The sequence below is a fragment of the Marmoricola sp. URHA0025 HA25 genome (assembly GCF_054059435.1).
The window spans coordinates 1,939,115-1,963,105 of the sequence record NZ_JBSSCD010000001.1 but is presented as its reverse complement, the minus strand read 5'-3'; the positions used below and the strand labels follow the sequence as shown (position 1 = coordinate 1,963,105).

The 23,991-nt window shown below is 70.8% G+C and carries 24 protein-coding genes and 1 pseudogene; 11 read left to right on the top strand and 14 right to left on the bottom strand.

The window, feature by feature from the left end; genetic code table 11:
- Window positions 1-3 precede the first annotated feature (3 nt).
- Genes ACVW00_RS09570 through ACVW00_RS09560 form a run of 3 tightly spaced genes read right to left on the bottom strand, consistent with a single transcriptional unit; the run spans window position 4 to window position 4,320 of the window.
- Window positions 4-1,908: an ABC transporter ATP-binding protein gene (locus ACVW00_RS09570; RefSeq protein ID WP_457110670.1), complete on the bottom strand. Its 1,905-nt coding sequence runs from the start codon at window positions 1,906-1,908 to the stop codon at window positions 4-6.
- Between the two features lie 31 nt (window positions 1,909-1,939).
- A complete protein-coding gene (locus ACVW00_RS09565; RefSeq protein WP_457110669.1) occupies window positions 1,940-2,728 on the bottom strand; it encodes an enoyl-CoA hydratase/isomerase family protein in 789 nt (262 codons plus the stop codon).
- 41 nt (window positions 2,729-2,769) lie between these two features.
- A complete protein-coding gene (locus tag ACVW00_RS09560; RefSeq protein ID WP_457113093.1) occupies window positions 2,770-4,320 on the bottom strand; it encodes an ABC-F family ATP-binding cassette domain-containing protein in 1,551 nt (516 codons plus the stop codon).
- 106 nt (window positions 4,321-4,426) lie between these two features.
- On the opposite strand from ACVW00_RS09560, the gene ypfJ reads away from it, so the two are divergent.
- From ypfJ to cax, 7 genes are all read left to right on the top strand, one after another.
- On the top strand, window positions 4,427-5,368 hold the full coding sequence (gene ypfJ / locus ACVW00_RS09555; RefSeq protein WP_457110668.1) for a KPN_02809 family neutral zinc metallopeptidase: 942 nt from the start codon (window positions 4,427-4,429) through the stop codon (window positions 5,366-5,368).
- Between the two features lie 25 nt (window positions 5,369-5,393).
- The gene (gene bioB, locus ACVW00_RS09550) at window positions 5,394-6,449 is read left to right on the top strand and encodes a biotin synthase BioB (protein WP_457110667.1); all 1,056 of its coding nucleotides are present in this window, start codon (window positions 5,394-5,396) and stop codon (window positions 6,447-6,449) included.
- On the top strand, window positions 6,446-6,655 hold the full coding sequence (bsaP, locus tag ACVW00_RS09545) for a biotin synthase auxiliary protein BsaP (RefSeq protein ID WP_457110666.1): 210 nt from the start codon (window positions 6,446-6,448) through the stop codon (window positions 6,653-6,655). Before bioB ends, bsaP begins: the two co-directional genes overlap by 4 nt.
- 76 nt (window positions 6,656-6,731) lie before the next feature.
- On the top strand, window positions 6,732-8,030 hold the full coding sequence (locus tag ACVW00_RS09540) for an adenosylmethionine--8-amino-7-oxononanoate transaminase (protein ID WP_457110665.1): 1,299 nt from the start codon (window positions 6,732-6,734) through the stop codon (window positions 8,028-8,030).
- Window positions 8,027-9,148 carry an 8-amino-7-oxononanoate synthase gene (locus ACVW00_RS09535; RefSeq protein ID WP_457110664.1) on the top strand — a complete coding sequence of 374 codons (1,122 nt, stop codon included), beginning with the start codon at window positions 8,027-8,029 and terminating at the stop codon, window positions 9,146-9,148. The genes ACVW00_RS09540 and ACVW00_RS09535 overlap by 4 nt, the downstream gene beginning before the upstream one ends.
- Window positions 9,145-9,828 carry a dethiobiotin synthase gene (bioD, locus tag ACVW00_RS09530; protein ID WP_457110663.1) on the top strand — a complete coding sequence of 228 codons (684 nt, stop codon included), beginning with the start codon at window positions 9,145-9,147 and terminating at the stop codon, window positions 9,826-9,828. Before ACVW00_RS09535 ends, bioD begins: the two co-directional genes overlap by 4 nt.
- Before the next feature lie 26 nt (window positions 9,829-9,854).
- Window positions 9,855-10,934 carry a calcium/proton exchanger gene (gene cax / locus ACVW00_RS09525; RefSeq protein WP_457110662.1) on the top strand — a complete coding sequence of 360 codons (1,080 nt, stop codon included), beginning with the start codon at window positions 9,855-9,857 and terminating at the stop codon, window positions 10,932-10,934.
- Window positions 10,935-10,938: 4 nt separating this feature from the next.
- Here cax and ACVW00_RS09520 read toward each other — a convergent pair whose 3' ends face one another.
- From ACVW00_RS09520 to ACVW00_RS09475, 10 genes and pseudogenes are all read right to left on the bottom strand, one after another.
- Window positions 10,939-11,850, bottom strand: a complete 912-nt coding sequence (locus ACVW00_RS09520) for a phosphotransferase (protein ID WP_457110661.1) — start codon at window positions 11,848-11,850, stop codon at window positions 10,939-10,941.
- A gap of 211 nt (window positions 11,851-12,061) precedes the next feature.
- Window positions 12,062-12,670: an acVLRF1 family peptidyl-tRNA hydrolase gene (locus ACVW00_RS09515; protein ID WP_457110660.1), complete on the bottom strand. Its 609-nt coding sequence runs from the start codon at window positions 12,668-12,670 to the stop codon at window positions 12,062-12,064.
- A 188-nt stretch (window positions 12,671-12,858) separates the two neighbouring features.
- A complete protein-coding gene (locus ACVW00_RS09510; protein WP_457110659.1) occupies window positions 12,859-13,224 on the bottom strand; it encodes a metal-sulfur cluster assembly factor in 366 nt (121 codons plus the stop codon).
- Window positions 13,221-13,664 (bottom strand): Fe-S cluster assembly sulfur transfer protein SufU, encoded by a 444-nt coding sequence (gene sufU, locus ACVW00_RS09505; protein ID WP_457110658.1) that lies wholly within the window; start codon window positions 13,662-13,664, stop codon window positions 13,221-13,223. The genes ACVW00_RS09510 and sufU overlap by 4 nt, the downstream gene beginning before the upstream one ends.
- 12 nt (window positions 13,665-13,676) lie before the next feature.
- A pseudogene (locus ACVW00_RS09500) lies at window positions 13,677-14,913 on the bottom strand (aminotransferase class V-fold PLP-dependent enzyme).
- Between the two features lies 1 nt (window position 14,914).
- Window positions 14,915-15,676 carry a Fe-S cluster assembly ATPase SufC gene (sufC, locus tag ACVW00_RS09495; RefSeq protein WP_457110657.1) on the bottom strand — a complete coding sequence of 254 codons (762 nt, stop codon included), beginning with the start codon at window positions 15,674-15,676 and terminating at the stop codon, window positions 14,915-14,917.
- 1 nt (window position 15,677) lies between these two features.
- On the bottom strand, window positions 15,678-16,004 hold the full coding sequence (locus tag ACVW00_RS09490; RefSeq protein WP_457110656.1) for a non-heme iron oxygenase ferredoxin subunit: 327 nt from the start codon (window positions 16,002-16,004) through the stop codon (window positions 15,678-15,680).
- Window positions 16,004-17,203, bottom strand: coding sequence for a Fe-S cluster assembly protein SufD (sufD, locus tag ACVW00_RS09485; RefSeq protein WP_457110655.1), 1,200 nt, complete (start codon window positions 17,201-17,203; stop codon window positions 16,004-16,006). The genes ACVW00_RS09490 and sufD overlap by 1 nt, the downstream gene beginning before the upstream one ends.
- Window positions 17,200-18,618 (bottom strand): Fe-S cluster assembly protein SufB, encoded by a 1,419-nt coding sequence (gene sufB, locus ACVW00_RS09480; protein WP_457110654.1) that lies wholly within the window; start codon window positions 18,616-18,618, stop codon window positions 17,200-17,202. The genes sufD and sufB overlap by 4 nt, the downstream gene beginning before the upstream one ends.
- A complete protein-coding gene (locus ACVW00_RS09475; protein WP_457113092.1) occupies window positions 18,615-19,316 on the bottom strand; it encodes a helix-turn-helix transcriptional regulator in 702 nt (233 codons plus the stop codon). Before ACVW00_RS09475 ends, sufB begins: the two co-directional genes overlap by 4 nt.
- A gap of 202 nt (window positions 19,317-19,518) precedes the next feature.
- Between ACVW00_RS09475 and ACVW00_RS09470 the strand changes: the two genes are divergently transcribed.
- From ACVW00_RS09470 to ACVW00_RS09455, 4 genes are read left to right on the top strand one after another with little or no spacing between them, the layout of a single operon-like run.
- Complete coding sequence (locus ACVW00_RS09470; RefSeq protein ID WP_457110653.1) at window positions 19,519-20,361, top strand: lysylphosphatidylglycerol synthase domain-containing protein; 843 nt, start codon at window positions 19,519-19,521, stop codon at window positions 20,359-20,361.
- A 20-nt stretch (window positions 20,362-20,381) separates the two neighbouring features.
- Window positions 20,382-21,317: an ABC transporter ATP-binding protein gene (locus ACVW00_RS09465; protein WP_457110652.1), complete on the top strand. Its 936-nt coding sequence runs from the start codon at window positions 20,382-20,384 to the stop codon at window positions 21,315-21,317.
- On the top strand, window positions 21,310-22,107 hold the full coding sequence (locus ACVW00_RS09460) for an ABC transporter permease (RefSeq protein WP_457110651.1): 798 nt from the start codon (window positions 21,310-21,312) through the stop codon (window positions 22,105-22,107). Before ACVW00_RS09465 ends, ACVW00_RS09460 begins: the two co-directional genes overlap by 8 nt.
- Window positions 22,098-22,982 (top strand): COX15/CtaA family protein, encoded by an 885-nt coding sequence (locus tag ACVW00_RS09455; protein WP_457110650.1) that lies wholly within the window; start codon window positions 22,098-22,100, stop codon window positions 22,980-22,982. Before ACVW00_RS09460 ends, ACVW00_RS09455 begins: the two co-directional genes overlap by 10 nt.
- On the opposite strand, the gene ACVW00_RS09450 is transcribed toward ACVW00_RS09455, so the two are convergent.
- A complete protein-coding gene (locus ACVW00_RS09450; protein WP_457110649.1) occupies window positions 22,972-23,913 on the bottom strand; it encodes a heme o synthase in 942 nt (313 codons plus the stop codon). The two genes, ACVW00_RS09455 and ACVW00_RS09450, sit on opposite strands and share 11 nt — an antisense overlap.
- Window positions 23,914-23,991 lie beyond the last annotated feature (78 nt).

The window sequence follows — 23,991 nt, the reverse complement described above, 5'->3', positions numbered from 1 at the left end:
CCGTCAGGCCGGGGCTGGTTCCTCGCCCCGTCGTGGCTCGGAGAATTGCGTCGCGTACAGGTCCGCGTAGACCCCGCCCTCGAGGAGCAGCTGGTCGTGGGTCCCGCGCTGCACGATCCGGCCGTCCTCGACGACCAGGATCTGGTCGGCATTGCGAACCGTCGAGAGCCGGTGCGCGATGACCAGGGCGGTGCGACCCTCCAGGGCGCTGTCGAGGGCGCGCTGGACGGCGTACTCGGACTCGGAGTCGAGGTGAGCGGTGGCCTCGTCGAGCACCACGATCCGCGGCGCCTTCAGCAGCAGCCGCGCGATCGCCAGGCGCTGGCGCTCGCCGCCGGAGAGCCGGTAGCCACGGTCGCCGACGACGGTGTCCAGGCCGTCGGGCATCGCGAGCACCAGCGGAGCGATCTGCGCAGAAGCCAGGGCCGCCCAGATCTCCTCGTCGGTGGCGTCCGGGTTGGCGTAGCGGAGGTTCTCGCGGATGGTGTCGTGGAACATGTGCGCGTCCTGCGTGACGTAGCCGACCGCGTCCTCGAGCGACTGGAGCGTGACGTCACGCACGTCGTGCAGGTGAGCACTGTCGCCGACCCGGACGACGCCCGACGTGGCGTCGTAGAGCCGGGCGACCAGGTGCGTGATCGTCGTCTTGCCGGCGCCGGACGGGCCGACGAGGGCGATCATCTGACCGGGCTCGGCAGTGAAGGAGATGTCGTGGAGGACCTGTCCGGAGTCGCGGCTCTCGACCCGGGCAACGGTCTCGAGGCTCGCCAGCGAGACGTCCTCCGCCCGCGGGTAGGTGAAGGCGACGTGGTCGAACTCCAGGCGCGCCGCACCCGGGTGGAGCGTCACTGCGTCGGGCTTCTCCTGGATCGTGGAGGGCAGGTCGAGCACCTCGAAGACCCGGTCGAAGCTGACCAGCGCGGTCATCACGTCGACCCGGACGTTGGAGAGCCCCTGCAGGGGCCCGAGCAGGCGTAGCAGCAGTGTCGCCAGCGCGGTGAGCGTGCCGATCGTGAGCGTGGAGCTGATCACGAGATGGCCGCCGATGCCCCAGACCAGCGCCGTCGCCAGCGCCGGGATCAGCATCATCGTCGCCGCGAAGATCCTCGTGACCAGGGAGATCCGGACACCGAGGTCGCGGACCACGCCGGCCTTCTCGGCGTACCGTGCGTCCTCCTCGGAGCGGCGGCCGAACAGCTTGAGCAGCAGCGCGCCGCCGACGTTGAACCGCTCGGTCATCATGTTGCCGAGGTCGGCGTTGCCGTTCATCTGAGCCCGGGTCAGGCCGCTGATCTGGTGGCCGACCCAGCGGGACGCGAGCAGCAGCAGCGGGAACAGCGCGAGGCACGCCAGGGTGATCTGCCAGGAGAGCACGACCATCGCGACACCGACGACGACCACCGAGATCGTGTTCGACACGGTGCTGGACAGCGTCGAGGTGAACGCGCGCTGGGCGCCGATCACGTCGTTGTTGAGCCGGGAGACCAGGGCACCGGTCTGGGTGCGGGTGAAGAACGCCAGCGACATCCGCTGGACGTGCCCGAAGACCTTCGTGCGAAGGTCGAAGATGAGGTTCTCGCCGATGCGCGAGGACAGGTAGCCGCTGGCCACCCCCAGGGCGGCGTCGAACAGGGCGACGCCGACCATGGCGAACGCCAGCGCGGTGACCAGCCCGCCGTCGCCCTTCCTGATGCCGTCGTCGAGCAGCGCCTTGATCAGCAGCGGGTTGACCACCACCAGGGCCGCGTCGATCACCACCAGCACGATGAACGCGCCGAGCAGCCGCGAGTGGGGCTTGGCGAAGGCCGAGATCCGCCGCAAGGTGCGCCGGGTCAGCTTCTGGTCGACCACGGAGCGGTCGGTGCGCAGGGACCGCATCGCGGCCCCCATGGGGTGCATGCCACTCATCGGCCACTCCCCTTCCTTCGTCGTTCGGCTCTCAGGCGACCAGCTCGCGGAAGCGTCTCAGCTGGGCCTGACGCTCCCGCAGTCTCTGTCCGTCCAGATCGGTCTCGGTCGCGGACTGGAGAAGCGCCTTGGTCTCGCTCACGGCCCCCGCGGCGTTCGCGAGGATCGCCGCGCACAGGTCGGCGGTGGTGGCATCCAGGTCAGCTGCAGGTACGACGGCGGTCGCGAGCCCGACCTCCCGGGCCTCGTCGGCCAGGACGTACCGTGCGGTGGCGCAGATCTCCAGTGCCCGCGAGTAGCCAACAAGCTGGACCAGTGGTTTTGTTCCGGTCAGGTCCGGCACCAGGCCGAGCGCCGGCTCCTTCATGCAGAACCTGACGTCGTCGGCGACGACGCGGAGGTCGCACGCCAGCGCCAGCTGGAAGCCGGCGCCGATCGCGTGACCCTGCACCTGGGCGACGGAGACGAACCGCGGGTCACGGAGCCAGGTGAACCCGCGCTGGTAGTCGTCGATCGTCTGCAGCACCACGTCGTCGGGCCGGCTCATCAGGTCCGAGACGGCCTCCTCGCCGGGCGCGCCCTGGCCGGTGAGGAGGCCGACGTCGACTCCGGCGGAGAACGACGGCCCGGCGCCCTTCACGACGACGATGCGGACGTCGCCGGGCAGGTGGGCTCCGATGTCGGCCAGCGCGCGCCACGTCGCCGGCGTCTGCGAGTTGCGCCGCTCCGGGCAGTCGAGCGTGATCGTGGCGACGGCACCGTCGAGCGCGAGCGAGAGTCGTGCGCGGGCCAGCGTGGCGGAGTCGGGAAGTCCGGTCATGGGCCGAGGCTATCCCCGGCCACCCCCGGCCACAGTCCGCCCTAGGCGAGCGAGACCAGGTCGGCGTACTCCGGGGACCAGAGGTCCTCGACCGCGTCGGGAAGGATCAGCACCCGGTCGGGCTCGAGGGCGTGGACCGCGCCCTCGTCGTGGGTCACCAGCACGATCGCTCCCTGGTAGGAGCGGATCGCACCGAGGACCTCCTCGCGGGAGGCGGGGTCCAGGTTGTTGGTGGGCTCGTCGAGCAGCAGCACGTTGGCCGACGAGACCACCAGGGTCGCCAGCGCCAGACGGGTCTTCTCGCCGCCGGAGAGCACCCCCGCCGGCTTCATGGCGTCGTCGCCGCTGAACAGGAAGGAGCCGAGCACCGACCGGGACTCGGAGTCGGTCAGTTGCGGCGCCGCCGTGCGCATGTTCTCCAGGACGGTGCGGGACACGTCGAGGGTCTCGTGCTCCTGGGCGTAGTAGCCGAGCTTGAGACCGTGGCCCGGGAGCACCCGGCCCGTGTCGGGCTGGTCGATCCCGGAGAGGATCCGCAGCAGGGTCGTCTTGCCGGCACCGTTGAGCCCCAGGATGACCACGCGACTGCCGCGGTCGATCGCGAGGTCCACGTCGGTGAAGACCTCGAGCGATCCGTAGGACTTCGACAGCTCCTCGGCCATCAGGGGTGTCTTGCCGCAGGGCGCCGGCTCGGGGAACTTGATCCGGGCGACCTTGTCGGCCTGGCGCTCACCCTCGAGCCCGCCGAGCATCTTCTCGGCCCGCTTGATCATCGACTGTGCGGCCTTGGCCTTGGTCGCCTTGGCGCGCATCTTGTTGGCCTGGGCGAGCAGGGTCTCCGCGGTCCGCTCGGCGTTCGCCCGCTCACGCTTCCGCCGGTGCTCGTCGTTCTCGCGCTGCTGGAGGTAGTTGCGCCACGTCATGTTGTAGACGTCGACCTCGGCACGGTTCGCGTCGAGGTGGAGCACCTTGTTCACGCACGCCTCGAGCAGCTCCACGTCGTGGCTGATCACGACGAGCCCGCCCCGGAAGGTGCGCAGGAACTCCCGCAGCCACACGACCGAGTCCGCGTCGAGGTGGTTGGTCGGCTCGTCGAGCAGCAGGATGTCGGCACCCGAGAAGATGATCCGGGCCAGCTCGACCCGGCGACGCTGACCACCGGAGAGCGTCCTCAGCGGCTGGGCGAGGAGCCGGTCCTCGATGCCCAGGCCCGACGCGATCTGGGCGGCCTCGGCCTCGGCGGCGTACCCACCGGCGGCGTGCAGGGCTGCGTCTGCCGCCTCGTAGCGCCGCATGCCGCGGTCGCGCACCGCCGGATCCTCGGAAGCCATCTCCTTCTCCGCGGCGCGGAGCCGCTGGACGGCCTCGTCGAGGCCGCGCGCCGAGAGGACCCGGTCGCGGGCGAGCACGTCGGGGTCACCCGTGCGCGGGTCCTGGGGCAGGTAGCCCAGTGAGCCGGAGTTCGTCACCGAACCGGACGCCGGGAGCGCGTCACCGGCCAGGATCTTCGTGAGCGTGGTCTTGCCGGCGCCGTTGCGTCCGACCAGCCCGACCTTGTCGCCCTTTGCGACCCGGAACGACACGTCCTGCATCAGCAGACGGGCGCCGGCGCGGACTTCGAGTCGATGGGCGGTGATCACGGAAGGAATAGTCTACGAGGCGCCGGACACTGCCCTGCACCGAGGAGGAGTTGGCGGGATGCGCTTCAATCCGAAGGCCCGGGTCGACAGCAGCCAGGTCGAGCACCGTGCCGACAGTGGCGGGGGCCTCGGCGGCGGGCTCGGGGGCGGCGGGATGCGGCTGCCGATACCGAGCGGCGGTGGCGGCCGGATCGGCCTCGGCACGATCGTCGTGATCGTGCTGTTCGTCGTCCTGCAGACCTGCACGGGCAACGGCGTGATCCCGGGGGGTGGCAGCGACACCTCGAACAACGCCACCGGTACGACGGGCGACACCTCCTGCAAGACCGGCGCGGATGCCAACGCCTCGCAGGACTGCGCGATCGACCTGATCACGAACTCCGTGCAGAACTACTGGGCCCAGGCCTTCGAGCAGCAGGCCGGCCGGCCCTACGTGGACGCGAAGACCGTGAAGTACTCCGGCCAGACGTCCTCAGGCTGCGGCACCGCCAGCTCGTCGATGGGCCCGTTCTACTGCCCGACCGACACAAGGGTCTACATCGACACCAGCTTCATGAAGGACATGCTCGAGGGGCAGCTCGGAGCCAAGGGCGGCCCGTTCGCGCTGGCCTACGTGATCGCCCACGAGTACGGCCACCACGTCCAGGACATGCTCGGGATCCTGGGCAAGATCCGGACCCAGCAAGGGGCCAAGAGCGACTCGGTGAGGACCGAGCTGATGGCCGACTGCCTCGCCGGGATGTGGGCCAAGAGCGCCCAGCAGACGACCGACGCGAGTGGCAACCGGATCATCGAGGACCTCACCCAGGACGACATCGGCCGGGCGATCGACGCCGCCCAGGCCGTCGGTGACGACCGGATCCAGAAGCAGTCCTCCGGGCGGGTGAATCCTGATGCGTGGACGCACGGGTCATCGGAGCAGCGGGTGCACTGGTTCAATGTGGGCCTGAAGGAGGGCTCGCTCGACGCGTGCAACACCTTCGCGCCGGGCGCCCTGTGAGCCCCCTGACCCCCCGAGGAGACCGATGACTGCCGAGGTTTCGACAGACTCGACCGTGGAGACCGCTTCGACAGGCCCGACCACGGAGCGGGACATCCTCGCCATCGCCCGCGCTCAGGTGCTCGAGCGCGGCGTACCTCTCGACGAGGAGCAGATCCTCGCGGTGATGCGCACCGGCGACGACGTGCTCCCCGACCTCCTGACGCTGGCCCACGAGGTGCGGATGAAGTGGTGCGGACCCGAGGTCGAGGTCGAGGGCATCGTCTCGATCAAGACCGGCGGCTGCCCCGAGGACTGCCACTTCTGCAGCCAGAGCGGCCAGTTCACCTCGCCGGTCCGCTCGGTGTGGCTCAACGTCCCGGAGCTGGTGAAGGCCGCCGAGCAGACCGCGGCCACCGGCGCGAGCGAGTTCTGCATCGTGGCGGCCGTGCGGGGGCCCGACGAGCGGCTGATGGCCCAGATGCGCGAGGGCGTCAAGGCGATCAAGGAGGCCGTCGACATCGAGGTCGCCGCGTCGCTGGGCATGCTCAGCCAGGAGCAGGTCGACGACCTGGTCGACATGGGCGTGCACCGCTACAACCACAACCTCGAGGCGGCGCGCAGCTACTTCCCGCAGGTCGTCACCACGCACTCGTGGGAGGAGCGCTGGGACACGTGCCTGATGGTCCGCGAGTCCGGCATGGAGCTGTGCTGCGGCTGCCTGGTGGGCATGGGTGAGACGGTCGAGCAGCGCGCCGAGCTGGCCGCCCAGCTGGGCGAGCTGCAGCCCGACGAGGTGCCGCTGAACTTCCTCAACCCGCGTCCGGGCACCCCCTTCGGCGACCTGCCGCTCATGGAGAGCTCTGAGGCGCTGCGCACCATCGCGGCATTCCGGCTGGCACTCCCCCGCACGATCCTCCGGTACGCCGGTGGCCGGGAGCTCACCCTGGGCGACCTCGGCACCCGCGACGGCCTCCTGGGCGGGATCAACGCGGTCATCGTCGGCAACTACCTGACCACCCTGGGCCGCGACCCCGCCGAGGACCTCGCGCTCCTCGACGACCTCAAGATGCCGATCAAGGCGCTCAGCAGCACCCTGTGAGTGCCCCCGTGGATGCCCTGACGACCCGGTACTGCGGGCACTGCGGCGTGGCACTCGATGAGGCGGACCACGCCGCCTGCGCCGAGCGCCTGCGGCTCGAGCCGCCCCGCTTCTGCGGGCACTGCAGGCGGCGGATGGTCGTCCAGGTGACGCCGACCTCCTGGACGGCGCGGTGCGTCGAGCACGGCGACCTGTCCTCGTCATGAGCGAGCGAAGCGAGCGACCGGGCCAAGACCGTCGACCCGGTCGCTCAGGCGCGTCCGATGCGAAGCGAGGGCGGGCGTGAGCGACTTGCTGGACTTCGACCGGGACCACCTCTGGCATCCGTACTCGTCGATGACCTCGCCGGGCACCGTGTACCCGGTCGAGTCGGCGTCCGGCGTCCGGCTCCGGCTGCGGCGCGGTGACACGGCGGTCGAGGTCGTCGACGCGATGTCGTCGTGGTGGTGCGCGATCCACGGGTACGCCGTACCGGAGCTGGATGCGGCGGCCCGCGACCAGCTGGGCCGGATGAGCCACGTGATGTTCGGCGGGCTGACCCACGAGCCGGCGGTCCGGCTCGCCGGCCAGCTGCTCGACCTCGCGCCGAGAGGCCCGGCCGGCTCCCCCGTGCTGGACAAGGTGTTCTTCGCAGACTCCGGCTCGGTCTCGGTCGAGGTCGCGATGAAGATGGCCTGGCAGTCCCATGCCGCCGGTGGCCTGACCCGCACGAAGTTCTTCACGATCCGCGGCGGCTACCACGGCGACACGTTCTCGCCGATGAGCGTGACCGACCCCGACGGCGGCATGCACGCGATGTATGCGGGGTTCCTGCCCGAGCACGTGTTCGCGGAGCGCCCGCCCGCGGCCGGCGAGCCGCTGGACGGCTGGCGAGCCGCGACCACCGCTCTGTTCGAGCAGCACGCCTCCGAGATCGCCGCGGTGATCGTCGAGCCGGTCCTGCAGGGCGCCGGTGGCATGCACGTCTACGACCCCGAGGCCGTGCGGCTGCTCGCTGATCTCGCCCGGGCGCACGGAGCGCTGGTCATCTTCGACGAGATCGCGACCGGGCTCTGGCGCACCGGGGAGCCGTGGGCCGCCGATCACTGCGACGTCGTCCCGGACGTCCTCTGCGTCGGCAAGGCGCTGACCGGCGGATACCTCACCCTCGCCGCCGTGCTCACCACCGCCGAGGTGGCCGCAGCCGTCGACGCGAGCCCTGCCGGCGCGATGATGCACGGCCCGACCTTCATGGCCAACCCGCTCGCCTGCGCGATCGCCTCCGCGAGCCTCGACCTGCTCGCGTCGTACGACGCCCGCGGCACCGTCGAGCGGATCAGCCGGGCCCTGCTCAGCGGCCTGGCGGCGGCAGAGGAGCTCGCCTCGGTCCGCCAGGTGCGCAGCATCGGCGCCGTCGGCGTGGTCGAGCTGGCCGGCCCTGTCGACGTGCCCGCTGTGACCGCGGCGGCGCTCGACCGAGGCGTGTGGGTGCGACCGTTCCGCAACCTGGTCTACACGATGCCGCCCTACGTGACGTCCGACGAGGACGTCGCCACGATCACCGCCGCGCTGGTCGGCGCGGTGCAGGAGGTGCACGGATGAGCGAGTTCACCCGCTGGCTGGACGAGAGAGCGGCCGCGCGAGAGGAGGCCGGCCTCACCCGCCGGCTGTTCGCCAGCGACGCCGGCGACCCGATGATCGACCTCGCGGGCAACGACTACCTCGGCCTGTCGCGCCATCCTCGCGTGGTCGCGGGTGCAGTCGACGCCGCGACGCGCCACGGCGCCGGCGCTGGGGCCTCACGCCTGGTCACCGGCACCCTGGGCGTCCACGAGGACCTCGAGCGCGAGCTCGCTGCGTTCACCGGATTCCCGGCTGCCCTTGCCCTGTCGACCGGCTACCACGCCAACCTCGCGGTCGTCTCCGCGCTCGGAGACGCCGACACCCTGATCGTCTCGGACGCCCACGTGCACGCCTCGATGATCGACGCGTGCCGGCTCTCCCGCGGCACGGTGCAGGTGGTGCCGCACAACGACGTGGGCGCCGTCGAACGATTCCTGGCCGGGCGGACCCAGCCCCGCGCCGTCGTGCTGGTCGAGACGATCTACTCCGTGCTCGGTGACGCGGCCCCGGTCGCTGAGCTGGCCGACGTCTGCGCTCGCCACGACGCGTTGCTTGTCGCCGACGAGGCGCACGCGCTCGGCGTCTGCGGCCGTGAAGGACGCGGCCTCCTCCACGAAGCCGGGCTGGCCGGCAATGACCACGTCGTCGCCACGCTCACGCTGAGCAAGTCGCTGGGGTCGCAGGGCGGTGCGGTGCTCGCCACGCCTGCGGTCCGCGAGCACCTGGTCAACACCGCGCGACCGTTCATCTACGACACCGGGCTCGCCCCGGCCGCCGCCGGCGCGGCCCTGGCCGCCCTCGCGGTCATCCGCGACGAGCCGGAGCGGGTCGACCGGGTCCGCACGGTCGCGCGCGCGCTCGCCAAGGCGGGGGGTGTGCCGGAGGCCGACGGCGCCGTCCTGGCGATCGCGATGCCGGGTCCCCGCGAGGCGGTCGAGGCCGTCGCCCAGGCGGCCGACCAGGGGGTGCGGATCGGCTGCTTCCGGCCGCCGTCGACGCCGGACGGCATCTCGAGGCTCCGGCTCACTGCCCACGCCCACCTCACCGACGCCGACCTCGAGCATGCGGTCGGGGTGCTGGAGACCCTGCTCCGGTGACCGCGACGTTCGTCACCGGCACCGACACCGGCGTCGGCAAGACCGTCGTCACCGCGGCACTCGTGCTCGCCCGCCGCGCAGCCGGCGGCTCGCCGTACGTGGTGAAGCCCGCCCAGACCGGCGTGATCGACGACGAGCCCGGCGACCTCGACGAGGTACGCCGACTGGCGGGCGGCGTCCCCGGTCACGAGGGCGTGCGCCTGCGCGAGCCGCTCGCGCCGGACACGGCGGCGCGGCTGCAGGGTGTCGACCTGCCCGGGCTCGCCGAGCAGCGCGACGCGGTCCTCGGGCTGGCCGAGCAGCACGACCTGCTCATCGAGGGCGCCGGGGGCCTGCTGGTGAACCTCGGGGCGCACTGGAACCTGCTCGACCTCGCCCAGTCGGTGATCCATGCCGGGCAGCCGGCCGGGTTCGTGGTGGTCGCGCGGGCCGGGCTCGGGACACTGAACCACACCGCGCTGACGGTGTTCGCGATCCAGCAGCGCGGCCTGCACGTCCATGGCGTGGTGATCGGGTCGTGGCCCGCTGATCCCGACCTCGCAGCGACCCAGAACCTCCTCGACCTGCCCGTGATGACCGGGGTGCCGCTGCTGGGTCGCGTCCCCGAGGGCGCGTCGACCCTGCCGCGCGAGCAGTTCGCGGCCGGCGTACCTGACTGGCTGGTGCTGCCCGAGGACTGACGCCCGCGATCTGGCACCATGCCGCCATGGCGACGATCGCGGAGAGCCCCACCCTCGTCCGGTCCGACAAGACGATCCTGGGCAGCTCCGCGGCACTGTGCGTGCTCGCCGGGGTGGCGCACTACGGCGACTGGAACTCCGTCGTGGCATTCGTCGTGTCCGCGGCGGCGGTGTGCCTGCTCGCAAGCCTCGTCGGCCGGAGTGTCGAGCAGCTCGGCGACCGGTTCGGACCGGGCGCCACCGGCGTGCTCCAGTCGGCACTGGGCAACCTGCCGGAGCTCTTCATCTGCATCTTCGCGCTCCGGTCGGGGCTGGTCGACGTCGTCCGGGCCGCCCTGGTCGGCTCGATCCTCGCCAACCTCCTGCTCGTGCTCGGGCTCGCGTTCCTGGTCGGCGGCCTGAAGCACGGCACCCAGCAGCTCGGATCCGAGCGCGCCCGCACGGTCGTGGTCCTCATGCTGCTCTCGGTGACCGCGATGGCGATCCCATCGATCGCCCACGAGGTGCACAGCCCGGCCGGAGCGCACGAGGTGGCGTTCTCGGTGATCGTCTCGATCGTGCTGCTGGTCCTGTTCGGGCTGTCGCTGCCGTTCTCGCTGCGCAAGGACGACACCCCGGAGGCGTCGACCGAGACCGAGCCCCCTCGATGGCCGCTCGCCCTCGCAGTCGGCCTGCTCGCTGCAGCGGGAGCGCTCGCGGCGTTCGTCTCGGACTGGTTCGTGGCCGCGCTCCAGCCGGCGATGGACTCGATGAACATCTCGCAGGTCTTCGCGGGCCTGGTGATCGTCGCCATCGCGGGCAACGCGATCGAGAACGTCGTCGGGGTCCAGCTCGCCTTCCGCGGGCAGTCCGAGTACGCGTTCTCGGTCATCCTCAACAGCCCGTTGCAGATCGCCCTGGTGCTCGCACCGGTGCTGGTGCTGGTCAGCCAGATCTTCGGCCTGGCCTCCTTCACCCTGGTGTTCGGGCCGATGCTGGTGGTCGCGCTGATCCTCTCGATCCTGCTCGCCGCGCTGATCGCGATCGACGGGGAGTCGACCTGGCTGGAGGGCGCCACCCTGATCGCCCTGTACGCCGTCATCGCCACCAGCTTCTGGTGGGGCTGAGACTTCACCCGAGGAGGGCCTCCACCTGGGCCAGCTGGCGCTGCAGCGCCCGCAGGTACGGCGCGACACTCGGGTGGTTGAACTTCCCGTGCAGCGCCCCCTCGCCCGGCGCCACCCGGGACAGCGCCCACTCAGCCCGGCTGATCGCGGAGTAGATGCAGATGACCGTCGCGGCGACGCGGACCAGGTCGTCCCCGACGTCGGCTCGCACTGCGTGCACGCCGTCCAGGAAGGCGTCGAGCAGCACGTCGAACTCCTCACGGGTGGAGAGCGCGTAGTAGCCGACGTCGCTGCCGATCGGCCCGATCCCGAACCCCTGCCAGTCGACGGCGACCACGTCCTCGCCCCGCCCTGCGGGGAAGTTCGCCGGGACGGCATCCCCGTGGAGCCGGCCCGCGGGTGCGGCGGCGTACTCGGCGAGCCAGTGGGTACGCCGGCTCCAGAGGTGTTCCGCGACGTCGGCGAGCTGTGTCCGGGCGAGCGTCGGCCAGCCGCCTCGCGCCTCGGCCATCGCCAGCCGGTCGACGAGCGTCCGTCGGGCGGCCCACGGCACCTCGTCGTACGGCGAGGCAGCGAACCGCCCGAGCGCGTGCGCGACCTGCAGGGCAGGAGGCGGCTCAGCGAGGACCTCCTCGGACCAGAGGGTCACGCCCTCCTCGTCCTCGTCGACCCGGACGTAGCCTGGCGGCCTCAGCCCGGGACCGTCCACCACCGCGGTCGAGAGCGCCACCTCCGCTTCACGACGCCAGTACCCGGCGTGCGTCGGGTCCGCGAGGACCGCCGGGTCGTCGTCTCCCGGGCGGCGCAGCCGTTTGATCACCACCGAGCGACCGAGGTGCCCGGTCCGCCAGAGCCCGACCGTCGAGGCGCCACCCCCGGGACGCAACGGCGTCCAGCCGGGCTCGGGCTGCCACATGGCGTCTCCGCTCGTCGTTCGGACGCGGTGTCGTCGAGGACGATCCTGACAGACCCCGAGACCCCGCCGACGGCGGTTGGCGTCCACTCCGTGGCCTGCCCTCGCCGAAAAGGTCCGCGCCGCAGCAAAATGAGCCCCAGTCTCGGCGGCCATCCGGCGTGCCCGGATCTACAGGCCCCACTACACGGTGCGCGGCGAGGTGCGGCCTGCCTCAGGCGTTGACGACCTCGATGCTGACCGAGCAGGCGCTCCGGATCGCCCCTTCCAGGACGCCACGACGCGGGTCCGGCACGGTCAGGAACGAGCCCTTGACGGCCTCCACCAGGCGCACCAGCCGGGTGTCCTCCAGAACGGCTGTCACTGCTGCGTGGTCGCCTCCGACGACGAGGAGCGGCACGCCGGCGATGATCCGCGCCGCGTGGTCCGCGGCGGCCTCGTACGCCGCCCGTGCCTGGTTGTCGCGTCGGCGGGCGAAGCGCTGCTGGCTCTGACCGCCGGCCTTGGTGCGTCCCTGCACGTGCCGCTGGCCGACCTTCGACTCGACGGCCTTCTCTCCCGCCAGCCGAGCGACCGCGAACCCGCCCTTGCGGACGAGCAGGATCCCCCAGTCGTCAGGGGGCGAGGACGCAAGCTCGAGTGCCTCGAGCGTCGGTGCGTCGACGAGCCGGTCGAAGGGACCCGCCGCCTCGAAGGCCGACCCGTCCTCGGCCTCGCCACGAAGGTGTCCAGCCGCGATCGTCAGGGAGGTTCGGCCGTGGCTGCCCTCGAAGTTCTCGAGCCATCGCCGCAGGCGCTCGCGGGGAACGAGCACCGTGGACACGCGTCTGACCGTAGCGGACCTCATCCGTTGCTACGCCAGGGCTGGCGAACGGGCTGATCGGGAGCGCTCTCGTCGCATTCGACGGTCGGATGAGGTCTCGACCCGCCGATGCGGGTTCGCAAGCTCACCCGCAGGCTCGCTCGACCTCTTCGCGTCGAGGGTGAGCTCGTTCCTCGCTCACCCTCGGCTCAGACGTTGAAGCCCAGGGCCCGGAGCTGTTCGCGGCCGTCGTCGGTGATCTTGTCCGGGCCCCAGGGCGGCATCCAGACCCAGTTGATCGTGACGTCGCCGACCAGGCCCTCGAGGGCGCTGTTCGTCTGGTCCTCGATCACGTCGGTGAGCGGGCACGCCGCCGACGTCAGGGTCATGTCGAGCACGAGGTTCGAGGACGCGTCCAGGTTGACGCCGTACACCAGGCCCAGGTCGACGACGTTGATGCCCAGCTCGGGGTCGACGACGTCCTTCATCGCCTCGAGGATGTCCTCGTCCGTCGCCGTGGCGGTGCCACCGCCCGCGGGCACGTCCGGAAGGTCGCTGTGATCAGGGCTGCTCATGACTTCACTCCTTGGGCTTGCAGGGCGGCGTCCTTGAACGCCATCCACGACAGCAGCGCGCACTTGATCCGCGCCGGGAACTTCGCGACACCGGCGAAGGCGATGCCGTCCTCGAGCACGTCCTCGTCGGGCTCCACCTGACCCTTGCCCTGCATCAGGGCGAGGAACGTCTCGTGCTTGGTCAGTGCCTCCTCGAGCGACTGCCCGATGACGAGGTCGGTCAGCACCGACGCGGACGCCTGGCTGATCGAGCAGCCCTCCGCGGCGTACGAGACGTCGGAGACGGTGCCGTCGGCGAGGTGCACCCGGAGGGTCACCTCGTCGCCGCACGTCGGGTTCACGTGGTGCACCTCGGCTTCGTACGGCTCCCGAAGCCCCGCGTGGTGGGGGTTGCGGTAGTGGTCCAGGATGATCTCCTGGTACAGGCTGTCCAGATCCATGGTGGTCTAACGTCACCCGACCTTGAAGTAGTTCTTGGTGTGCTCGAGCCCGTCGACGAGCGCGTCGATCTCGGCCGGCGTCGTGTAGAGGTACGACGACGCGCGGGTCGAGCTCTGCACGCCGAAGCGCTTGTGCGCGGGCTTGGCGCAGTGGTGCCCGGCGCGTACGGCGATGCCGCGGCTGTCGAGCAGCTGGGCCACGTCGTGCGGGTGCACCCCGTCGACCTCGAAGGCGACCGCGCCACCGCGGGCCGCCGGGTCGAGCGGGCCGAGGACCTTGACGCCGGAGACCGTGGCGAGGCCGTCGAGCAGGTAGCCGGTGATCGCCTGCTCGTGGGCGTGGATGTTGTCCAGGCCGATGTGGCTGATGTAGTCGATCGCCGCTCCGAGCCCGACCGCCTCGACGATCGGCGGGGGTGCCGGCCTCGAACTTGTGCGGGATGGGGGCCCAGGTCGACTTCTCCATGCTGACGGTCGCGATCATCTCGCCGCCGCCGAGGAACGGCGGGAGCGCGTCCAGCAGCTTCGTACGTCCCCAGAGCACGCCGATGCCGGTCGGGCCGGTCACCTTGTGCCCGGTGAAGGCGAGGAAGTCGGCGTCGACCGCCTGCACGTCGATCGGCAGCTGCGGCGCGGCCTGCGAGGCGTCGAGCACGACCACGGCGCCCACCTCGTGGGCGCGGCGGGCGATCTCGGCGACCGGGTTGATCGTGCCGAGCATGTTCGAGACCCAGGTCAGCGCGACCACCTTCGTCGCCGGCGTGAGCAGCTCGTCGATGTTCGACAGGTCCAGCTGGCCGTCGTCGGTGAGCCCGAACCAGCGCAGCTCTGCTCCGGTGCGCTCGGTGGCCAGCTGCCACGGCACGATGTTGGAGTGGTGCTCCATCTCGGTGATCACCACGCGGTCGCCGGGTCCGAGCGGGAACGTGCGGGCGACCAGGTTCAGCGCCTCGGAAGCGTTCTTGGTGAAGATCACCTCGTCGCGCGACGGCGCATTGAGGAACGCCGCGACCTTGTCGCGCGCGCCCTCGAACGCCTCGGTCGACTCCGCGCCCAGCTGGTGCATCGCGCGGGCGATGTTCGCGTTGTGGCGCTCGAGGTGGTCGACCATCGTGTCGATGACCACCTGCGGCTTCTGCGAGGTGTTGGCGCTGTCGAGGTAGACCAGCCGGTGCCCCCCGGCCATCTCCCGCTCGAGGATCGGGAAGTCCTTGCGGATGACCTCGAGGTCGGTCAGGAGTCCGTCCATGTCAGACCTTCGCTGCCCCGACGTACTTGTCGTAGCCGCTGGCCTCGAGCTCGTCGGCCAGCTCGCGGCCGCCCTCCTCGACCATCCGGCCGTCGACGAAGACGTGCACGAAGTCGGGCGTGATGTAGCGCAGGATGCGCGTGTAGTGGGTGATCAGCAGCACGGCCTTGTCGCCGCCCTCCTTGAACCGGTTGACGCCCTCCGAGACGATCTTCAGCGCGTCGATGTCCAGGCCGGAGTCGGTCTCGTCGAGCACGGCGACCTTCGGGTCGAGCAGCTCGAGCTGGACGATCTCGTGGCGCTTCTTCTCACCACCGGAGAAGCCCTCGTTGACGTTGCGGGTGGCGAAGGCGGTGTCCATCTTGACCCGGTCCATCGCGGCGTTGACGTCCTTGACCCAGGTGCGCAGCTTCGGGGCCTCGCCGTCGACCGCGGTCTTCGCCGTGCGCAGGAAGTTCGAGACGGATACGCCGGGCACCTCGACGGGGTACTGCATCGCGAGGAACAGGCCCGCCCGCGCGCGCTCGTCGACGCTCATCGCCAGGACGTCGGCACCGTCGAGCGTCACCGAGCCGCTGGTCACGTCGTACTTGGGGTGCCCCGCGATCGAGTAGGCGAGCGTCGACTTGCCGGACCCGTTGGGGCCCATGATGGCGTGCGTCTCGCCGTCGCGGATGGTCAGGTTGACGCCCTTCAGGATCTCCTTGGGACCGTCTTCGGTGCTGACCGAGACGTGCAGGTCCTTGATCTCCAGCGTTGCCATGTCAGTTGTCTCCTGTGGTGGACGTCAGGTCGATGAGTACGTCGTCGCCGGTGACCTGCACCGGGAAGACGGGGACCGGCTCCGTGGCCGGGGGTCCGAGGGCCTTGCCGGTGCGAAGGTCGAAGCGCGAGCCGTGCATCCAGCACTCGATCTCGCAGCCCTCGACGTCACCCTCGGACAGGGCGACCGCGGCGTGGCTGCACTCGTCCTCGATGGCGTAGAGGTCCTCGCCGTCGCGGACGATCGCCACGTCGAGGCCGTCGACCTCGACGCGCAGCGCCTGCCCGTCGGCGACCTCGCTGGCCGCACAGGCCCTGACGAACGCCATCAGGCACCCGTGAGGACGGTCTTGGCGAGCTCGGCCTCCACGGTGCCGCGGAGCTGGTCCTCGAGCGCGGGTACGCCGATCCGGCGGATCAGGTCGTTGAAGAAGCCGTGCACGACCAGGCGCCGGGCCTCGGCCTCCTCGATCCCGCGCGAGCGCAGGTAGAACAGCTGCTCGTCGTCGAACCGGCCGGTCGCCGACGCGTGTCCGGCTCCCTCGATCTCACCGGTCTCGATCTCGAGGTTGGGCACCGAGTCGGCCTGGCAGCCGTCGGTGAGCACCAGGTTGCGGTTCTCCTCGAAGGTCTCGATGCCCTCGGCGACCTTGCGGATCAGGACGTTGCCGATCCAGACGGTGTGGGCGCCCTGGCCCTGCAGCGCGCCCTTGTAGACGACGTGGCTCTTGGTCTTCGGCGCCGTGTGGTCGACGAAGAGGCGGTGCTCGATGTGCTGGCCCTCGTCGGCGAAGTAGAGGCCGAGCATCTCGACCTCGCCGCCCGGGCCGGCGTACTCGGCGGTGGTGTCGTGGCGGACCAGGTCGCCGCCGAAGCTGACGTCGACGTGGCGGAAGGTGGCGTCGCGGCCGACCTTCGCGTGCCGATGGCCGACGTGCACAGCGTCGTCGGCCCAGTCGTCGATGCTCACGACGGTGAGCTGCGCCCCGTCGCCGACCACGAACTCCACGTTGTCGGCGAGCGTCGCCGTGCCCACGAAGCGGAGCACCAGGGTGGCCTTGCTGTGCGCGCCGGCGGTCACCACGAGGTGACCCGCGGTCGCGGCGCTGTCGCCGCCCGTGTCCTTGCCGGTGAGCGTGACCTGGACCGGCTCGGACGGAGCCGCCTCGGGGGCGATCGTGACCGCCCACACGCGGCTGGCCTCGGCCCACACGCGCGCGGCGATCCGGTCGGTCGGCACGAAGCCGCTGGACCCGCGCAACGGACTGTCGGTCGGGACCAGCTCCACGGTCACGCCCTCGGGCGCGTCGGCCTCGGCGCCCACGCCGTCGCCGTCGAGCGGCGCGGAGTCGTGGAGCCCACGCAGCCGCTTGAGCGGCGTGAACCTCCAGATCTCCTCGCGGCCGGTCGGGACGGGGTGGTCGGCGACGTCGAAGGAGCCCTCGGGGTGCAGGTGGCTGGAGACCTTCTCGACCTCCAGCGCGTCCGCCACGTGCTTCGCAAGTGCCGACTCGGCAACTGCGGTCATCCGACGGCCCCTTCCATCTGCAGCTCGATGAGGCGGTTCAGCTCGAGGGCGTACTCCATCGGGAGCTCCTTGGCGATCGGCTCGACGAAGCCGCGCACGATCATCGCCATCGCCTCGTCCTCGGCCATGCCGCGCGACATCAGGTAGAACAGCTGGTCCTCGGAGACCTTCGAGACGCTCGCCTCGTGGCCCATGGACACGTCGTCCTCGCGGATGTCGACGTACGGGTAGGTGTCGGAGCGGCTGATCTGGTCGACCAGCAGCGCGTCGCAGAGCACGTTGCTCTTCGAGCCGTGGGCGCCCTCGTTGACCTGGATCAGGCCCCGGTACGACGTACGGCCGCCGCCGCGTGCCACCGACTTCGACAGGATGCTCGAGGAGGTGTGCGGTGCGGCGTGGACCATCTTGGCGCCGGCGTCCTGGTGCTGGCCCTCGCCCGCGAACGCGATCGACAGCGTCTCGCCCTTGGCGTGCTCGCCCATGAGGTAGATCGCGGGGTACTTCATGGTGACCTTGGAGCCGATGTTGCCGTCGACCCACTCCATGGTCGCGCCCGCGTCGCAGGTCGCGCGCTTGGTCACCAGGTTGTAGACGTTGTTGGACCAGTTCTGGATCGTCGTGTAGCGGCAGCGACCGCCCTTCTTCACGATGATCTCCACGACCGCGGAGTGCAGCGAGTCGCTGGAGTAGATCGGCGCCGTGCAGCCCTCGACGTAGTGCACGTAGGCGTCCTCGTCGACGATGATCAGCGTGCGCTCGAACTGTCCCATGTTCTCGGTGTTGATCCGGAAGTAGGCCTGCAGCGGGATGTCCACGTGGACGCCCTTGGGCACGTAGATGAACGAGCCGCCCGACCACACGCTGGTGTTCAGCGCGGCGAACTTGTTGTCGCCGACCGGGATCACGGTGCCGAAGTACTCCTTGAAGAGCTCCTCGTGCTCGCGCAGGGCGGTGTCGGTGTCGACGAAGATCACGCCCTGCTCCTCGAGGTCCTCACGGATCGAGTGGTAGACGACCTCGGACTCGTACTGCGCCGCCACGCCGGACACCAGGCGCTGCTTCTCGGCCTCGGGGATGCCGAGCTTGTCGTAGGTGTTCTTGATGTCGGCCGGGAGGTCGTCCCAGGTCGCCGCCTGCTTCTCGCTGGAGCGGACGAAGTACTTGATGTTCTCGAAGTCGATGCCCGACAGGTCGGAGCCCCAGGTGGGCATCGGCTTGCGGTGGAAGAGCTTGAGCCCCTTCAGCCGCAGGTCGAGCATCCACTGCGGCTCGCTCTTCTTCGAGGAGATGTCGCGCACGACCTCCTCGTTGAGACCGCGTCGGGCGGCTGCGCCCGCCTCGTCGCTGTCGGCCCAGCCGAACTGGTAGCGGCCGATGCCCTTCAGCTCGGGGTTCAGCTCTTCGATGGAGGTCACTTCGCGACCTTCCTCTCGTCGGTGGTGGAGGCGGAAACAGGACCGGTGGTCGACCCTGTCGAAACCTGGTTCGGGATGCAGGTCGTGCAGACGCCGTCGCCGTGCGCGATCGTCGCGAGCCGCTGCACGTGACTGCCGAGCACGCGGCTGATCGCCTCGGTCTCGGCCTCGCACAGCTGCGGGAACTCGTGGGCGACGTGGGAGACCGGGCAGTGCTGCTGGCACAGCTGGGCGCCCATCGGGAGGTCGCGGACCGAGGCTGCGTAGCCCTCGCCGGTGAAGACCTGTGCCAGGGCCTCGGCCGGGGTGAGCTCCGGGTTGTCTGCGACCACGCCGCCGAACTCGTTCTCGATGAACGCGACCCGGCGCTCGGCGAAGGCCCTCACGGCCTCTTCGCCACCGGTCTCCGCGAGGAAGCGGAGGGCCTGGACGGCGAGGTCGTCGTACTGCTGGGTGAAGTAGTCGTGGCCACCCTCGGTCAACGCGAAGACCTTCGCAGGCCTTCCCCGCCCACGCACGGAGGCCGCACGCGGCTCGCGGGCCTCGACGGCGCCCTCCGCCAGCAGGTGGTCGAGGTGCCGGCGTACGGCGGCGGGGGTCAGCGCGAGCCGCTCGGCCAGCGCCGCGGCGGTCGACGGACCGTTCTCGAGGATCGAGCGAGCGACCCGCTGACGGGTCGGCGCGTCGAGCTGCTCGATTTCCACAACACCAGTGTGCCGTTAATGGTTTGCGGGTTTCAACTAAGGCTGGCCTAACCCGCCCTCGGCTGGTGCTGAACGACATCTATGTCCGTTTTGTTCACATATTGGGAGATTTCTGCTTCACTCGTTCCACCCCCGTCCGCGCGGCCGGGGCGGAGAGGGAACGATGTCACTGCGCGCCCTTGTGCAGTCTCGGACCGTGCTGGTGCTCGGCACGGCGATCACCGTCGCCGTGCCCGCGCTCACCGTGCCACACCTGCCGTCGGTCAGCCCGTGGCCGATCCTGCTGGGGCTGATCCCCTGGGTGTTCGGGAAGTACGTGCTGTGCCCCCTGCGCTGGCGAGTGCTCACGGCCGCCTGCCCTGACGGCCGGCGCAGCCGCGGGTGGTTCCTGCGCGCGTCGGCGGAGTCCGAGCTGCTCGGCCTGCTCACACCTGGTCACGTCGGTGCGGACGCGTGGCGCTACCACCGGCTCACCCGTGGTGGCTGGACGCGTGGGGACGCCTTGACGAGCATCGGCGCCGACCGGGTGGTCGGAGCGATCGGACTCGCCGCCTTCGTGCTCTTCGCCGCGAGCTCGCTCCCGTCGCGGATGCTGGTCCTCGCCGGTGTCATCGGCGTCGCGATGCTCCTCACCGGTCTGGTCGTGCGGCGGATGCGGCCAGACCTCCTGCGGTTCGGCCCGATGCCGCGTCCGCGCCAGCTGCTCGCCGCCCTGCTGCTGGCCGCGGCGTACCAGCTGACGATCGCCGGCCTGCTGCTCGGCGCGGTCGACGCGACCGGGCACTCGCTCTCCCCGCTGTCCCTCCTGGGCGCGTTCGGCGCCAGCCAGGTGGCCGCGGTCGTGCCGGGACCGAACGGCGCCAGTCCACGCGACGGTGCGCTCGTGGTGGCACTCGTCGCCCTGGGGCTGCCCTGGGTCGCGGCAGCCGCGGTGGTGACGCTGAAGTCCCTGCTCGCCTGGCTGCCGGCACTGGCTCTCGGAGGCCTCAGCCTGCTGCTGTGGCGACGCCAGTCGCGGGCGGTCGAGCTCGCCGCCTGAGCCATCCCTAGACTTGGCCGGTGCCCGCCCGCCCCGCCGTCGAGGTCTCCGGCCTCGTGATGAGGTACGGCGAGAAGGTGGCCGTCGACCAGCTGGATCTCACCGTCGAGGCGCACACCATCACCGCGGTGCTGGGCCCCAACGGAGCCGGCAAGACGACCACGCTCGAGACCTGTGAGGGCTACCGCAGACCGCGCGCGGGCACGGTGCGCGTCCTCGGTCTCGACCCCGTCGCCGATCGGCGCGAGCTGCTCCCCCGGATCGGCGTGATGCTGCAGGGCTCGGGCGCCTGGTCTGGTGCGCGAGCGATGGAGATGCTGCGGCACATCGCATGGCTGCACGCCCATCCGCTCGACGTGGACATGCTGGCCGACCGGCTCGGGCTGCACGACTGCGGACGGACGCCGTACCGGCGGCTCTCCGGCGGCCAGCAGCAGCGCCTCGGCCTCGCCATGGCAGTGGTGGGGCGTCCGGAGGTCGTCTTCGTCGACGAGCCGACGGCCGGCATGGACCCGCTCGCCCGGCGGACCACGTGGGAGCTGCTCGAGGAGCTGCGCGCGGACGGCGTGACCGTGGTGCTGACCACCCACTACATGGACGAGGCCGAGCGCCTCGCCGACCGGATCCACATCATCGACGGCGGCCGGATGATCGCCTCCGGCACACCGGCCGACCTGACGCGCGGTGGCACCGCAACGATCCGGCTGGTGGTGACCAAGCCGTTCCCCGACGGAGCGCCCGCCTCACTGCAGGCGGAGCTCGGCCCTCAGGTCACGGTGACCCCGATCAGCGACATCAGCCTGCTCATCGCCGGGCCGGCGGACAGCACCACCCTCGCGACGGTCGCGCGCTGGTGCGAGCAGCAGGGCGTGCTGCCCGAGTCGCTGAACCTGGGCCAGCGCAACCTCGAGGACGTGTTCCTCGAGATCACCGGGCGGGGGCTCGGCCATGACTGAGGCAGTTGCCCGACCGGCCGGGGGCACGTTCGCGCCGATGCCCGGCGCTGCGCCGCTCCTGCGGCAGGTGCTCGCGCAGGCCTCGATGGAGGCGCGCCTGATGGTGCGCAACGGCGAGCAGCTGCTGCTGGCCGTCGTCATCCCGGTGCTCGTCCTCGTCGGCGGTGTCGCCGGCGCCGACCGGGTCGGGTTCAAGCTCGACGAGCGCGCGGTCGACGCGCTGACCCCGGGGGTCCTCGCGCTCGCCGTGATGTCCACCGCGTTCACCTCGCTCGCGATCGCGACCGGCTTCGAGCGGCGTTACGGCGTGATCAAGCGGCTCGGCGCCTCCCCCCTGCCCCGGTCCGGGCTGCTCATGGGCAAGGTCGGCGGCCTCCTGGTCGTCGAGGCGATGCAGCTCGTGGTCCTCGTTCCGGTCGGCCTCGCCCTCGACTGGGACCCCCGGTGGTCGCCGGTCGCCCTGCTCGGTGCCCTCCTCGCGTTGTTGCTCGGCACCTTCGCCTTCGCCTCGCTCGGCCTGTTCCTGGCCGGCGCGCTCCGCGCAGAGGCCACGCTCGCGGCGGCGAACCTGGTGTATCTCCTCCTTCTTGCCGGTGGTGCGGTCGTGCTGCCGGCCGATGCCTACGGCGGAGCGGGCCATGCCCTCACCTGGCTGCCGTCCGGTGCCCTCGGCGAGGCGATGCGGTCGGCACTGACCGATGGCAACGTCGCGGTTGGTCGGCTCGCACTGCTCGCCGGCTGGGGTGTCCTGGGCACCGTCCTCACCGCCAGGACCTTCACGTGGGAGTGATCCAGCAGTACCTGCGTCCGCTCGCCTGGGCCACGCTCGTCGCGAACTGCGTCCTGGTCGTGACCGGCGGCGCGGTCCGGCTGACGGCCTCCGGCCTGGGGTGCCCGACCTGGCCGCGGTGCACCGAGGCCGGCTTCACCCCGCACGGCGCGCTCTCGCTGCACTCGGCGATCGAGTTCGGCAACCGCACGCTCACCTTCGTCCTCGCGGTGATCGCGATCGCGACCTTCCTCGCCGCCTGGCCCACGGGGCGAAGGGACCTGCGCGTCCTGGCCCTCCTTCTCGGCCTGTTCATCCCCCTCCAGGCGGTCATCGGCGGCATCACGGTCCTGACCGACCTCAACCCGTGGGTGGTCTCGTTCCACCTGCTGTCCTCGATGGCGATCATCGGGCTGGCGGTGCTCTTCCTGCGACGGCTGGACGGCCCTGGACCCAGACCGCGGACAGGACCCGTGCCGGCGATGGCGTGGGCGATGTTCGGCGTCGGCTGGGCCGTGCTCTACCTCGGCACCGTCGTCACCGGTTCGGGCCCGCACGCAGGCGACATCAAGGCACCCCGCAACGGCCTCGACCCGCTCCAGGTGTCCCAGCTCCACGCCGACCTGGTGTTCCTCTTCGTCGGACTCACTCTCGGCCTCGTCTTCACGCTGCCCGCCGTGCGCGCCTCGGCCGAGGCCATCCGGGCAGCACGCGTGCTGCTCGGCGTCGAGGTGCTGCAGGGCGCGATCGGGTTCGTCCAGTACTTCACCGACCTGCCCGGCGTCCTCGTGGGCTTCCACATGCTCGGGGCTGCCCTCGTCTCGGCCACGATGACCTGGGTCGTGCTCGCGGTGCGCGAGCAGGCCGTGGTCGGTCAGGTCGCTGTCAGCGGGTGAGCAGCGGGTCGAGCGCGACCGCCACGAAGAGCAGCGACAGGTACATGTTCGACCAGTGGAAGAGCCGCATCGGCCTGATCTCGCTCAGCTCGTCGCTGGAGCGGGCGCGGTGCCACATCAGGTGGGCCTCGGCCAGGAAGGCCGCCCCGAGCACCACCGCGGCGATCGGGTAGACCACCCCGGTGCCGGCGACCGGCCACAGCGCGAGCGACACGGCGACCATGGCCCACGAGTAGGCCACGATCTGGCGCGCCACCGCCTCGCCCGAGCGGCGTACGGGCAGCATCGGGACGTCCACCGAGGCGTAGTCCTCGCGGTAGCGCATCGCCAGCGCCCAGGTGTGCGGCGGGGTCCAGAGGAACACGACCAGGAACAGCACGACGGGCGGCCAGGCGAGCTCGCCGGTGACCGCCGTCCAGCCGATGAGCGCCGGGAAGCAGCCGGCAAGGCCACCCCAGACGATGTTCTGCGTCGTACGACGCTTGAGGACCATCGTGTAGACGAACAGGTAGAACGCCGAGGCAGCGAGCGCGAGCCCGGCGGAGAGCCAGTTCACGAAGAACCCGAGCACGAACGTCGACACGACCGCCAGCACGACTCCGAAGACGAAGGCGGCCGTCGGCGAGACCATGTGCCGAGGGAGCGCCCGGCGCCGCGTCCGGCGCATCTGCTCGTCGATGTCCCGGTCGTAGACGCAGTTCAGCGCGTTGGCGCTGCCTGCGGAGAGCGTGCCGCCCAGCACGGTGGCGACCACGAGGCCCAGGGGCGGCACGCCCCGCTGGGCGAAGAACATGACCGGCACCGTGGTGAGCAGCAGCAGCTCGATCACCCGGGGCTTCGTCAGCCCGACGTAGGCGACCACGACGTCACGCAGGGTCGCCGCCCGGGTCTGCGGTCGGGAGACCGAAACCTGGGAGTCGAGCGCGGTCACGCAGGGACCTCGATTCGGGGGACGACGGGTGCACAGCCAGTGCGTGCATGAGGGACCGCACGGGTGGTACTGGCTCGC